The organism is Furfurilactobacillus milii, assembly GCF_021654115.1.
GTDB classification, from domain to species: domain Bacteria; phylum Bacillota; class Bacilli; order Lactobacillales; family Lactobacillaceae; genus Furfurilactobacillus; species Furfurilactobacillus milii.
Window position 1 is genome coordinate 256,034 of the sequence record NZ_JAIWJF010000002.1, and the last position, 13,786, is coordinate 269,819.

Consider the following 13,786-nt stretch of genomic DNA (forward strand, 5'->3'; position numbering starts at 1 on the left):
GAAACTTAGCGAAAGTACTAGTAGGATTTTTGGAGGGATTTAAAGTCAAAATTTTAATTTACTAATCAGCAGATCTTTCTTCCGATACACAAAAAGGGAATGATAAATTATCATTCCCAGTGTTCAAAGACCTCTCAACTTCAAAATGCTTTTGAAATTAAATCCGATGTCATACGTTATTCAATCAAAAAACCGATATCGCCTGAAATAGCAACATCGGTTAACTGTGTCTCACTTTATTGAATCTTCCGATGCGCTTGGGGGGAATCGAACCCTCATCTCAAGAACCGGAATCTTACGTGCGATCCATTACACTACAAGCGCAAACCGTTTATACCAAACAGGTACCCTACTATATTAGCGAAAACGGTTCGGAAACACAAGTCTATTTAACCGATTTTCAATGGAATTGGTTGGTTCCCGGTTGAAAGGAAAGTTAGCTGCTTATGAATGGCCAACTATTTGTCAGTTTGTCTGCACTATAAACGACAGTGTGCATTGAATTACTTAGGATTAAATGAGGTTAAGAATCGTTCACGCCAATCGTCTGAAGCCTTTAGCCAATCCTGAACGATTTCATCAGTAGGTGAGACATTATATAAATACACCATGGCTAAATCATGTTCAGGGGATAAGAAAAAGTCTGACCAGTAGCCAAGAATTTGACCGCTGTGCCAATACCAACTGTTAATTTTCATCCAACCCATGCCGTATTTTTCATGTTTTAAGTTAAAGCACAAATGCTGGCTAGCGGATGATAATAAAGCGTTTGTCGTGGTCGCACAGGCCCATTTTTTAAGGTCGACTAAGTTTGTTACCATGGCACCGTCACCAAGTTGGTGATTGCCTCGACCAAGGTTGACGACATTGCTGCCTTGGTAAAGATAACTGTCTACCTGACTTTTCTCTGTGCCAACGTGGGTGTTGGAAAGGGTCAGTGGAGTCAAAATGTGCTCTTGAATATAGGCAGCATAGGGAGTGCCGGTCACTTGTTCTAGAATTTCAGTTAGTAAAGCGTAATTAGTATTGCTGTATGCAAACTGTGAACCTGGTTTGAAGTCCAACTGTTTGCCATTAATCATACTTACAATCGTTTTAAGTGAGAAATCAGTACCTAATATTTTATTGATCATGACTTCTGTGGCTTCTGACGATAAGCCCGTATGTTGGGCTTTTTCTTCAGCTTTGGAAACAATAAGATCTGTGTAATCTGGAATACCAGAGTCCATATTGAGCAATTGTCGAATTGTGACCTTATCACCAAGCTGATAATCAGGTAAATATGTTTTAAGCGATTGATTCAAACTGAGTTTACCAGCTTCCACCAATTGAAGAATCGCAGTAGCGGTAAATTGCTTGGTAAGTGAACCAATGCCCATGATTGTTTCATCTGTAAATGGTGTGTGTCGTTCAAAACTGGCGTAACCCGAAGCATGCTGGTAGAGCGTTTGAGATGGCGTCAGCACTGCTAATGCACCATTGAAGTGGTAGTGAGCATTGATGTCAGTAAGCTCATTGAAAAGACTATCAAATTTCATAATTATGTTTTTAACGCTTTCTGTTGTTAAATATCTAAAAGATATTGCCGTAAACTGCTTGACCCTTGTCTGTACACCAATGTTATATTGAGCGCAATGTTAGTGCTGATGAATCGAAAGGGAAAGCAGATGAATATTGCTCAATTTGCTAAGTTAGCAGGCTGCACTGTTGAAACGCTAAGATATTATGACCGGGCCGAACTGTTTCAACCGCTCCGCCGTGGAAATGGGTATCGTGAGTATGCTCAGACTGATTTAGATGTCGTCAAAATGATTATTAATCTTCGTAAAGCCGACGTTGACGTTAAGACGATTAAACAAATAATGGTCCTTTTTGAAACGCCGGTAACGACGGCATGCTACGATGACACACTTTCATTTATTGCCGGACAAAAACAATCTTTTAAAGAAAAGGCCGAATTGTTTACGCGGTTAGCAAAAATCACCAACATCCTGGAGTCACAGGTGATGAATGGCGAACCCTTAACTACGCTTCAGAGAACATTGAAAAAGGCAGGCGAGGGAAATGCTTAAACTGGCAAACGATGGCGTTCGTTTCGTATTCGAACAGGCCACCCTGTTATTGATTGTTTGGAGTGGCTTCAGAGGCAATTTAACGAGTAAATTGGTAATTGGTATTTTAATCCCCATTGCTGCCATCATCTTTTGGACGCGGTTTATGGCGCCGGCCTCTCCCAATCGCTTGACAGAAAGTCGTCGAATAATCGCCGAATGTGTTTTATTTGGTGGCACAGGTGTTTTGGTCGCTCAAAGGTTTAGTTCAAAATTGGCAATTGTCTACTTAATCATGATTACGATTAATACAATTTTGGATCATGCGTTAAATGCATAGTCGGGTTAGTTGATGAAACGCGTATTTTTGGCTTTCCAGTCATTTAGTTTGATGCGAACCCAGAAGCTATAAATGCCTAGCGTAATAATTGACAGCAACAGCCACTTAATCCAGTTGCCAAATAAGCCAACGGCGGAACCGGTAAATTGCATTCGGTGACCATCAATGACTGTATGATTGATTCGCCAGCCGTAGAGCATCGTAATCGACCATGGATAACAAATACCTAAAGTGAAAAAGGTGACAAGAAAGCCTAAAATTGACCAACCGATGTAAGCGAGTAAACCACCATCAAAGAAAGAATTGCGGCCATATTTCATTTCCATACTAGAAACCTCGTATTCATAATAATAGTTTAATAACTTGATTCTACTAATTCCGGATTGTGTTAGCAATGGGTTTCGCTGGATTCAGCCGACTTGACAGGTCACAGGCAATCCGGTTTATGATACTCTTGTTTGAATGTGAAAACTAAGAAGAGGTGCGCAGATGGGTCAAACAAAATTTGAATTACCTAAAGTCGGTTTTGGTACGTATCAACTGACGGGCGAGACTGGTATGAACACGATTAAACAAGCTATTAATACAGGATACCGCCTAATCGATACGGCTATTAGCTATGAAAATGAAGGCGCAGTGGGTGCCGCCATTAAAGCCAGCGATGTCGATCGTGATCAGTTGATTGTGAGTTCAAAGTTGCCCGGTCGCGACTATCATCATGACGATGCGATTAGTGCCGTTCAAGAATCCCTATATCGAAGTGGCTTAGATTACTTCGATTTGTTTCTACTCCACTGGCCCAATCCTAAACAGAATTTGTATGTGGAAGCTTGGACGTCTTTGATCGAAGCGCAACGCCGTGGGTATGTTAAGTACATTGGTGTTTCAAACTTTACTGGTGAATACATTGATCGTTTGCGAAATGAAACTGGCATTCAGCCGGTAGTCAATCAGGTCGAACTTCATCCGTACTTTAATCAAGAAGCGCAACGTCGGTATGACTACGTAAATGGCATCATCACTGAAGCGTGGAGTCCACTAGGGCGTGCCTCGGCGATGTTGAAAGATCCAGTGTTGCAACAAATTGCTGATAAACATCAGTGTGGCGTTGGTCAAGTGATTTTGCGCTGGGAACAGTCGTTAAATGTCGTGCCATTACCTAAGGCAGCACATGGTGATCGGCAACGGGCAAACTTGAATTTGGATGCAATTGATTTAGACCAGGCAGACATCACTGCAATAAATCAACTCACTAAGCCTGATGGACGGACGTTCAATCAGGATCCCACGGTTTACGAAGAATTTTAAGTGCCTTGTGGCGAAATTTTGTAACACAAACGCAATAAACAAACGATAACGCGAAAAAATGACAACCTGTTGTGTTACACAACAGGTTGTCATTTCGTTATCTAGGCAATTTTGTCCTTGAATCATTTAATTGCACACCATATATAGTTATCCACAGGATATCCACATACCACATATTGATTTAAAGCTCGCAACCAGTATTATAAATACTATCATCAATAAAAGGTTGTGAGCGAATGGAGAATGTTCAAATTACGAATCCCTTGGCAATATTAAAATTGTTGCCAGTTCAAAAACGCGGCGGAGCAATGACTCAATTCTACCCCTATAAGATTGTGTTTGTCCTCCACAAATTGGTCAGTGACGAAGATTTAATTAACGAAATTGAACATGACCTTGTGAATGCACTGCACGATTTAGAGACTATTCCAACAGCAGAAATTCACCGAGTTTTACATAATAGTTTATTGAAACACGATCAAATGGAAGCTGCTGATGCTTATGAGGCCTATTTTAAGCATGACCAGGATCAATTTGCAGCAGCGACCAGTGTTGAGGCTCGTATTCAAAGGTTGTTTAGTCGGGACGCGGACGTGGTTCATGAAAACGCGAATAAGGACAGTCATGTTTTTAACACGCAGCGTGACCTTGAGGCTGGTGCAGCGAGTCGAGCTATTGGTTTAAAAATGCTACCAGATATCGTGGCTAAGGCCCATTTGCGTGGTGACATTCACTGGCATGATCTTGACTATTCACCAGTCACACCTGAGACAAACTGCTGCCTAATCGACTTCGATGAAATGCTGGCGCATGGTTTTAAAATTGGTAACGCGTGGGTTTCATCGCCACATTCCATTCAAACAGCGACCGCTCAAATGTCACAAATCATTGCCAACGTTGCGTCACTTCAATATGGTGGGTGTTCGGCAAACCGAGTTGATCAGCTGCTGGCACCATACGCGCAACTGAATTACGACAAGCACATGGCAGATGCTGAACAGTGGGTCGCCGAAGACAAACGCGAGGATTACGCACGTCAGAAGACGCAAAAAGATATTTACGATGCCATGCAGGCCTTGGAGTACGAAATTAACACGTTGTATTCGTCGCAAGGGCAGACGCCATTTACAACGGTGAACTTTGGATTGGGAACCAGCTGGATCGAGCGTGAAATTCAACGGGCTATTTTACAGATTCGGATTAAAGGCTTGGGAAAAGAACACCGGACCGCAATTTTTCCGAAACTGATTTTTACTGTTAAACGCGGTCTCAACTTGAATCCACAAGATCCTAATTATGATATTAAGCAATTAGCAATTGAGTGTTCGACCAAACGAATGTATCCAGATCTCTTGATGTATGACAAAATCAAGTCGCTCACTGGCAGTTTTAAGACGCCAATGGGGTGTCGTTCTTTTCTCCAAGGATGGAAAGACGAAAATGGCGTGGAAGTTAACTCTGGCCGCATGAACTTAGGTGTAGTGACCGTCAACTTGCCACGGATTGCGTTATCAGCACACGGCGACAAGAAGCTATTTTGGGATATTTTTGAAGAACGCATGGCCGTTTGTCATACTGCGCTGGCTTACCGAATTGAGCGAACGAAAGAAGCTAAACCGGAGAATGCACCGCTACTCTACATGTACGGTGCGTTTGGCAAACGACTTAAAGCAGACGACGACGTTGATGAGTTGTTCAAGAATGAACGGGCGACAATTTCACTTGGTTACATTGGTATCTATGAAGTGTGCACGACCTTCTATGGACCTAAATGGGAACATAATCCTGAAGCGCACGATTTCGCTGAAAAGATTGTCGCCGCACTGCGCGAAAAATGTAATCAATGGGCAAAGGAAAGCGGGTATCACTATAGTCTGTATTCCACTCCGGCTGAATCGCTAACCGACACGTTTGCCAAGGATGACATTGAGAAATTTGGTCGGGTAGCTGACGTGACAGACAAAGAGTATTACACGAATAGTTTTCACTATGATGTTCGTAAACACCCGTCACCGTTTGAAAAACTGACTTTCGAAGAAGTTTTTCCTAAATATGCGTCGGGTGGATTTATTCATTACTGTGAGTACCCGAACTTGAAGCAGAATCCTAAAGCTCTCGAGGCTGTTTGGGACTGGGCCTATGATCACGTCGGCTATCTAGGCACAAATACGTCTATTGACCAGTGCTTCAAATGTGGCTTTAAGGGTGAATTCAAAGCGACAGCCAAGGGCTTTGAGTGTCCACAATGTGGCAATCACGATCCGCAATATTGTGACGTGGTCAAACGGACGTGTGGTTATTTGGGCAACCCACAGCAACGTCCAATGGTTCACGGTCGCCACATTGAGATTACGTCACGAAAGAAAAACATGACTTCGGAGATGATTAAACATGCAGCAGCGTATGAAAGGACCAAACAATCCGACACCCAAAGAATGGCTCGCTAGTGAGCACAGTTTAGATTATGTAGCGGACTATAAACCGTTTAACTTTGTTGACGGGGAAGGCGTGCGTTGCAGCTTATACGTGAGCGGCTGCTTATTTCATTGTCCAGGTTGCTACAATGTGGCCGCACAGAACTTTCATTATGGTCATCCGTATACACAAGATCTAGAGGATCAAATTATCACGGATTTGAGTCAGGATTATGTCCAAGGTTTGACCCTATTGGGTGGCGAACCATTTCTCAACACGCATGTGTGCATTCAGCTGTGCAAACGAATTCGTCGGGAGTTTGGCCACGACAAAGATATTTGGTCATGGACCGGTTACAAGTGGGACGAGTTGCTGAAGGATTCTGATGACAAGCTTGAGTTATTATCGTTGATTGATATTTTGGTTGATGGGCGGTTCCTTGAGTCAAAAAAGGACTTAACGCTGCAATTTCGTGGGAGTTCGAACCAACGAATTATTGATGTGCCGAAGTCGTTAGCTCAAGACAAGGTTGTGATTTGGGACAAACTCGTTCGTTAATTGCTGATGGTTATGCGCATGTTGATTGTCAGCTGTGGTGGGCAAGTGTGCATACTCGTCGTGGGATCGGTTTATCGCTACGGTTCTTCATTTTTTGTTCTACGTATTTCACTTCAACGTTTGAGTTCTGCGAAAACGAATGTTCTGTAAAACATTTCAAAAGCTAGATGTTAAAATGGCTAGTTTTTGAAATGTTTTTTCTGTCTAAGAGGCCAGTTGGAAGAAGGAGTTAATTAAATGCTCTTGAAACCGCTTCCATCAAAACCTATAATGGCTCTAGTAAAGTTTAGTAAAAATTGTGGAGGCATCCTTTATGAATTTTAGTCAGCAACCGTTTGGTAAATTAAGTGACGGTCGGTCAGTCGACCAATTAATTTTAAGTAATGATAATCAAGTATCATTGCGTGTATTAACGTTAGGGGCAACGTGGCAGGGATTTGACGTGCCTGATGGTAACAATCGTAAGAATTTGTTGATCAGCTATGACCAACTCAAGGATTACGAAGCCACACCGTTTTATGTTTGTAAGACAGTTGGTCGGGTAGCTGGTCGGATCGGCCAAGCGACTTATGACATTGATGGGACGACTTATCACAGTGATCAGAACGAAAACAAAAACACGTTGCACGGTGGTTTACATGGCTTCTCTGACCGTGTTTGGCGGGTTGTTGGCCATCAAGAGACGAGCGATACTGTTTCCGTTACATTAGGAATTAGCGTTCAGGGTAGTGAGGATAATTTCCATGGCGACATGGACGTTCTTGTGACCTATAGTTTGACGAACGCTAACCGGGCAACGTGGTCAATTACGGGTACGGCAACAGCTAAGACACTATTTAATCCTACGTTACACACATACTTTAATGTGACGGATAACGAAGCACTGACCACGCAACAGTTGCACATTAATGGCAAGCAGCGCGTTTTGTTGAACAGCGAAAAAGTTCCTACTGGTGAACTCAGTGATGCTACTGGTACGGCCTATGATTTCAGTAAGACGGGTACTGTGACAGATCATTTGGCTCAGTTGAAAGAAGAAAACGGTGGCAAAGAATTCGACGATGCCTATCGTGTCAATGGGGATGAACATACGCCGATTGCAACGGTCAGTGACCCGGCTAGTGGCCGCGCTGTGGACCTATATTCTAGCCGGAACGGCTTAGTGATTTTTACGGCCGACCCACTAGCCTATGATAAGGACGAAGCTTATCAGGCCAGTCATCCGTATACGGCCTTGGCCATGGAAGCACAGTGGCTACCAGATGCCATTCATCACGATGGTTTTGGTGATGTTGTGTTACCAGCAAATGCACCACAAACGTATAGCATCAGTTATCAATATCGGGAAATGAAATAGTTTAATTAGGCTAAATAACGTCCGTTTGATGTTCAGCAGCAGCTGATGTCAAGCGGACGTTTTGTTTGTCAGTTGAAAAAAGAAGCTAAAAAGTTTTAGTAAAAATATTTAAAAGCTATGAAACTGATTAGGTAGGCAAAACAACCGGTTGCATAGCATTTGTATACAAAATCACATTGTTGAAACTTTTAGTAAAACTGTTATTATCGATTTTGAAATCGCTTACATAACTATTTTATTTGGAGGTTAGCAAGATGGCTGATAAGAATCAGAAAATCAAAATTGACCCTGATAAGTTTGCACGGGCGGTGTTGGGCGGTAATGCGCAACGCGAGGGTGAGGAAAACAAGTTGTACATCAAACGTCAATTGACGTTGTACCTTGAATCCGTTTTGCTCGTGCAAGATTTCAACGGTTTGGAAGAAACATCATTCGACATGGCAAAAGAGAAGCAACGTAATGCCATTCTCGAAAAAGTCATTGAGCGTCGCTATAACTAATTCGACAAACGAACGTTAAATGAGTCGAATGGAAAAAGGAGAACTTGAAAATGAATCAAGTTAAACAATATTTATCCTATGCGCTTGGGGCGTTTGGTCACGACGCATTCTATGCAACACTTAGCACTTATTTTGTTATTTTCGTTACTAGTCAATTATTTAGTTCAGGTAATCATGCAAATGATGCCAAGATGATCAGTGCTGTTACGATAACGATGGTCGCAATTCGACTCATTGAAATCGTCTTCGACCCACTTATCGGTGGTGCCGTTGATAACACCAGAACCCGATGGGGCAAATTCAAGCCTTGGTTGATGATTGGGGCCACAATCAGTTCCATCATGTTAATTCTGATCTTTACAGATTTTGGCGGCTTAACTGTTAACAAGCCTACTCTCTATTTAATCTTGTTTGGTATTGCGTTTGTTATTTTGGATGTGTTTTATTCATTTAAGGATATTTCGTTCTGGTCAATGTTACCTGCTTTGACCGTTGATTCTGGAAAGCGTGCTCGCTTTGGGACGATTGCCCGTTTCGGATCAACTTTAGGTGCACAAGGTGTTGCACTTGTCATTATGCCAACAGTTACACTTGTATCTGGTTGGTTTGGTGGCGCCAAAGGCCAACAAACTCAAATCGGTTGGGTTGGTTTCGCTATTCTGATTGGTGCTGTTTCCTTCCTCGGTGCTTTAGCCACTGCTTTGGGGACCAAAGAAGAAGACAATATTATTCGTGAAAATACTGAAAAAGTCGGGATTGTTGGTATTTTCAGAGTTCTATTTAAAAATGACCAATTAATGTGGTTATCACTTTCATACTTTATGTTGGCTTTCGGTTACGTTATCACCAACTCACTGTTCTTGTATTACTTTAAGTACGTAATGGGCAAGTCAGGTGAATTCTCACTTGTTGGTGCCGTAACTGCGGTTCTTGGAATTATTTCAGTTATTTTATTCCCATTCTTAGAAACCTTAATCAAACGGAAGGCCATTTATGTCGGTGGCATTTGTTTGATGTTGGTTGGTTACATCATTTTCAACTTTGCTGGAACGAACCTGTTCATGGTTTTGTTAGCTATCTCATTTATTTTCTTCCCATACCCAATGATTTTCTTAGCTGCATTGATGACCATTACTGATTGTGTTGAATATGGCCAGTTACATTTGGGAACACGTAATGAATCAGTTACATTAGCTGTTCGTCCACTGATTGATAAGGTCGCCGGTGCGTTTGCGAACGGGATTGTCGGTATTGCAGCGGTTCATGCAGGGATGATTGGTAACGCAAAGCCGAGTGACATTTCTGCCTCACAGATGTTGAACTTCAAGACCTACATTTTCTACGCACCAATGGTTATGTTGGTTATCGCTGCCATTGTGTACTTTGCCAAAGTTACCTTGACTGAAGCTAAACACGCTGAAGTTGTTAAGGAATTGGAAAAGAAGCTTGGTGCGGATTCAGAAGATATCGCCAAGATTAAGTAATTAAAATGCAGCAATAAAAAATGTTAAAAGGTGGTTTATACATTATGGATGCAGCAAGTATTAAACAAGAATATCAAGATGCTTTTGATGTCGCACCACAGTCTGTTTTCTTCTCACCTGGCCGAATCAACCTGATCGGTGAACACACTGATTACAACGGTGGTCACGTATTTCCATGTGCAATTACATTAGGCACATACGGCGCTGCTTCACCACGGACAGATACCACGGTTCGTTTGTACTCAGGGAACTTACCCAAGGATGGCGTGCTTACTTTTGATGTAAACGACTTATCCTTCAACAAGGATTTCGGTTGGGGTAACTACCCAAAGGGGATGCTTTACGAACTAGCAAAGAAAGGGGCCAAGTTTGACCATGGCTTTGATTTATACGTTCATGGTAACTTGCCTGATGGTTCTGGTTTGTCATCCTCAGCATCTTTGGAATTATTGGTTGGCGTCATTGCCAAGAAACTTTACAACCTCGACGTTGAACAGATGGACTTAGTTTATGCTGGTCAACAAGTTGAAAATGACTATATTGGGTTGAATTCCGGTATCATGGACCAGTTTGCGATTGGCATGGGTAAAAAAGACCAAGCCATGTTCCTAGACGTTAACACCATGAAATATGAATATTATCCGGTTGATTTAGGCGATAACGTTGTCTTAATCATGAACAGTAACAAGTCTCATGACTTGGCTAGTTCGAAGTACAATGAACGTCGCTCACAGTGTGAAGAAGCATTGCGTCGCATTCAACAGGGTGTTGATGTGAAAACATTGGGTGACTTGACCAAAGAACAATTTGACCAAGCAACCTACCTAATTAACGATGCTACCTTGATCCGTCGGGCACGCCACGCTGTGTTTGAAAACCAGCGGACAATTGATGCCAAACAGGCATTGGATGATCATGATTTAAAGACGTTTGGTCACCTTGTTAGCGCATCACACATCTCATTGCAGTATGATTATGAGGTGAGCGTCCCAGAACTCGACACGCTAGTTGATACTGCTTGGGCACAAGACGGTGTTCTTGGTGCTCGGATCATCGGTGGAGGCTTCGGTGGTTGCGCAATTGCAATCGTTAAACGCGACCAAGTTGATCATGTTAAGCAAGTTGTTGGCGACACGTACCTGAAGCGCTTTGGTTATGCAGCAGACTTTTACGTGGCTGAAATTGCCGATGGGACTCACGAAGTTACGGCATAAACGTAGGAGTGACATTATGGTAGAAGATGCAGTAGAGAATTTAATTAGCTTAGCTGTTCAGAATGGCGCGGCAGAACCGCTAGACCGGGTTTATTTGAGAAATCGGATTTTTGCCTTAATTGGTGATGAAATGGCTGTTGCCTTAGAGGGCAATGGTGTTGAAGCTGTCAGTGAGGCGCTGGTTAATGCGGCCGTGGAAAACGGTAAAATTGAAGATAATCAAACAGCCCGTGAGCTATTGGATGCGCAGCTGATGGACTTGACGACACCACGACCAAGCCAGGTCAATGAACGTTTCTGGGAAGATTATCAGACTAGTCCTGAAGCAGCAACAAAGTATTTTTACGGCTTGAGTAAAGCCAATAACTACATTAAAACAAAGGCAATTGCAAAAAACATTGTCTTTAATTCAGCAACAACGTTTGGCGATTTGGAAATCACAATTAACCTATCCAAACCGGAAAAGGATCCGAAAGCGATTGCGGCAGCCGCCCACACAGCAGCGAGTGGTTATCCACTTTGTCAGTTATGTTTGGAAAATGAAGGTTATCTAGGTCGCCTTGGTTATCCCGCACGAAGTAATCACCGGGTGATTCGACTAACGGTGGGTGGTCGCCCATGGGGCTTCCAATATTCGCCATACGCATACTTCGGCGAACATGCGATTTTCCTCGATCAACAACATGTCCCAATGAAAATTAATCGGCAAACATTTACTAATTTGTTTGAGATTATTACGCAATTTCCACAGTATTTCGTTGGTAGCAATGCTGATTTACCGATTGTGGGTGGCTCTATGTTGAGCCATGAACATTATCAGGGTGGTCGACACAACTTCCCAATGATGAAGGCGCCGATTGCTTCAACGTTTAAATTAGCTGATTATCCAGACGTTAAGTGTGGTGTTGTGAAATGGGCGATGTCGACAATTCGTTTGACCGGCACTAACCAGCAGAGCGTTGCAGATGCTGCTGAACACATTCGTGAAGTTTGGAATCATTATGATGATCCAGCAGTTTCTGTAAAAGCATATGACGGTGAGACCCGACATCATACGGTTACGCCAATTGCTTATCGGAACGGTGACCAATTTGTTCTCGATATCGTGTTGCGGGACAACCAAACTTCCACCGCTTATCCGGATGGCATTTTCCATCCTCACAAGGATGTGCAACACATTAAGAAAGAAAACATTGGTTTAATCGAAGTTATGGGCCGTGCAATTTTGCCTGCTCGTTTGAAGACCGAAATGCAAGAAGTTCAAAAATTCTTGTTGGATCAACCAAACGACATGGCGGACTATCACCGTACTTGGGCAGAGGAGCTCAAGGAAAACAATACGATTACGAATGATAATGTCGAACAAGTAGTTGACGATGCGATTGGTAAAGTCTTTGGTCGCGTTTTGGAGGATGCTGGTGTGTTCAAGTGGAATGCTGCTGGTCGTGAGGCACAAGCTCGGTTTATTAAAGCGATTGAATAATATCTTGAATGTGTGGGAAGGTGAGAGACAGTGGCAACGCTGAAAGATATTGCAACACGAGCAAATGTTTCACTTGCGACTGTTTCTCGTGTGCTTAACTATGATGCGACGATGGCGGTCAGCAAAGAAACGCGGCAACGGATTTTTGAGGCTGCCGAGGCGCTGAATTATTCCAAACGCAAACGGAATCATCAAACTAATGTGGTCAAACAAGTCACAGTGGTTGAATGGTATTCCCAAATGCAGGAAATGGAAGATCTGTACTATATGTCGATTCGCATTAGCATTGAGCATGCGGCAATGACAGCAGGTTTTCGAGTTCAAACGGTCTTTGCTGGATCCTTGGATCAGATTCACGAGGATACATCCGTGATCATTGCACTGGGTAAGTATTCTCAGGCGGAAATTCTTAAATTAACGGGCATTACGGATCGGATTGTATTTGTGGATTTCGATGCGATGGGATTAGGTTATGATTCGGTCGTTACGGATTTTCAATATGCGATAAGTGATGCGGTTCTTCACTTAACTGACGCCGGTGTCCGCCATATTGGAATGATTTGCGGCACGGAGATGACCACAGACCGTCAGCGAGTCATTGAGGATCCGCGAAAAGCGCCGTTTCAGATGGCAATGGGCCAAGAATACAATGAAGCGTTCGTTACACAAGGCGATTATTCGCGTCAATCGGGTTACCAACAAATGAAAGCATTGATTGGTGACTTACAGGACCAATTGCCAGACGGGTTTATCATTACAAATGACGCCATGGCAGTTGGAGCGTTAAAAGCGTTGAACGAAGCTAACATCAGCGTGCCTGATCGTGTTCAACTGCTTACGTTTGATGACACATCGATTGCCAGTTATGCGATTCCAGGATTAACTGCGGTGCACGTCGCGACTAATCACATGGGTGAGGCGGCGGTTCAGTTAGCCCAGGAGATTGCTAAAGCCGATCATCCGATAGCAAAGAAGATTGTGTTGGGTACGCGGTTGGTTCAACGTGAAAGCACAAAATTTTGAACAGGACTAAAAGCAGGATCTAACACGGTTTGACTTTCATAGGTAACACAAAT

General features: G+C 42.9%; 13 protein-coding genes and 1 tRNA gene. 11 read left to right on the forward strand and 3 right to left on the reverse strand.

From position 1 onward, the window contains the following. Positions 1-252: 252 nt before the first annotated feature. Positions 253-324: transfer RNA gene (locus LDK34_RS03605), tRNA-Arg, on the reverse strand. A 179-nt stretch (positions 325-503) separates the two neighbouring features. Further along, positions 504-1,538 (reverse strand): serine hydrolase domain-containing protein, encoded by a 1,035-nt coding sequence (locus LDK34_RS03610; protein WP_178942882.1) that lies wholly within the window; start codon positions 1,536-1,538, stop codon positions 504-506. 129 nt (positions 1,539-1,667) lie between these two features. Between LDK34_RS03610 and LDK34_RS03615 the strand changes: the two genes are divergently transcribed. Both LDK34_RS03615 and LDK34_RS03620 read left to right on the forward strand, forming a co-directional pair. Beyond that, the gene (locus tag LDK34_RS03615) at positions 1,668-2,072 is read left to right on the forward strand and encodes a MerR family transcriptional regulator (RefSeq protein WP_178942881.1); all 405 of its coding nucleotides are present in this window, start codon (positions 1,668-1,670) and stop codon (positions 2,070-2,072) included. Continuing rightward, positions 2,065-2,391, forward strand: coding sequence for a YrdB family protein (locus tag LDK34_RS03620; protein WP_178942880.1), 327 nt, complete (start codon positions 2,065-2,067; stop codon positions 2,389-2,391). Before LDK34_RS03615 ends, LDK34_RS03620 begins: the two co-directional genes overlap by 8 nt. Positions 2,392-2,396: 5 nt before the next feature. On the opposite strand, the gene LDK34_RS03625 is transcribed toward LDK34_RS03620, so the two are convergent. Further along, positions 2,397-2,717 carry a DUF898 family protein gene (locus LDK34_RS03625; RefSeq protein WP_161001639.1) on the reverse strand — a complete coding sequence of 107 codons (321 nt, stop codon included), beginning with the start codon at positions 2,715-2,717 and terminating at the stop codon, positions 2,397-2,399. Positions 2,718-2,880: 163 nt separating this feature from the next. On the opposite strand from LDK34_RS03625, the gene LDK34_RS03630 reads away from it, so the two are divergent. The 9 genes from LDK34_RS03630 to LDK34_RS03670 all read left to right on the forward strand — a co-directional run bounded on the left by LDK34_RS03630 (position 2,881) and on the right by LDK34_RS03670 (position 13,733). Beyond that, the gene (locus LDK34_RS03630) at positions 2,881-3,699 is read left to right on the forward strand and encodes an aldo/keto reductase (protein ID WP_178942879.1); all 819 of its coding nucleotides are present in this window, start codon (positions 2,881-2,883) and stop codon (positions 3,697-3,699) included. Positions 3,700-3,935: 236 nt separating this feature from the next. Continuing rightward, entirely contained in the window at positions 3,936-6,146 is a 2,211-nt protein-coding gene (gene nrdD, locus LDK34_RS03635) for an anaerobic ribonucleoside-triphosphate reductase (RefSeq protein ID WP_236941489.1), read from the forward strand. Next, positions 6,091-6,672, forward strand: a complete 582-nt coding sequence (gene nrdG / locus LDK34_RS03640; protein ID WP_178942877.1) for an anaerobic ribonucleoside-triphosphate reductase activating protein — start codon at positions 6,091-6,093, stop codon at positions 6,670-6,672. The genes nrdD and nrdG overlap by 56 nt, the downstream gene beginning before the upstream one ends. A 313-nt stretch (positions 6,673-6,985) precedes the next feature. Then, on the forward strand, positions 6,986-8,029 hold the full coding sequence (locus LDK34_RS03645; RefSeq protein WP_178942876.1) for an aldose epimerase family protein: 1,044 nt from the start codon (positions 6,986-6,988) through the stop codon (positions 8,027-8,029). Between the two features lie 254 nt (positions 8,030-8,283). After that, entirely contained in the window at positions 8,284-8,529 is a 246-nt protein-coding gene (locus tag LDK34_RS03650) for a hypothetical protein (protein ID WP_017262211.1), read from the forward strand. 50 nt (positions 8,530-8,579) lie between these two features. After that, positions 8,580-10,013, forward strand: coding sequence for a glycoside-pentoside-hexuronide (GPH):cation symporter (locus LDK34_RS03655; protein WP_178942875.1), 1,434 nt, complete (start codon positions 8,580-8,582; stop codon positions 10,011-10,013). A gap of 44 nt (positions 10,014-10,057) precedes the next feature. Then, positions 10,058-11,227, forward strand: a complete 1,170-nt coding sequence (locus LDK34_RS03660; protein WP_178942874.1) for a galactokinase — start codon at positions 10,058-10,060, stop codon at positions 11,225-11,227. Positions 11,228-11,243: 16 nt separating this feature from the next. Beyond that, positions 11,244-12,710, forward strand: coding sequence for a UDP-glucose--hexose-1-phosphate uridylyltransferase (locus LDK34_RS03665; RefSeq protein WP_236941490.1), 1,467 nt, complete (start codon positions 11,244-11,246; stop codon positions 12,708-12,710). Positions 12,711-12,740: 30 nt separating this feature from the next. After that, entirely contained in the window at positions 12,741-13,733 is a 993-nt protein-coding gene (locus LDK34_RS03670) for a LacI family DNA-binding transcriptional regulator (RefSeq protein ID WP_178942872.1), read from the forward strand. The last annotated feature ends 53 nt before the right edge of the window (positions 13,734-13,786 follow it).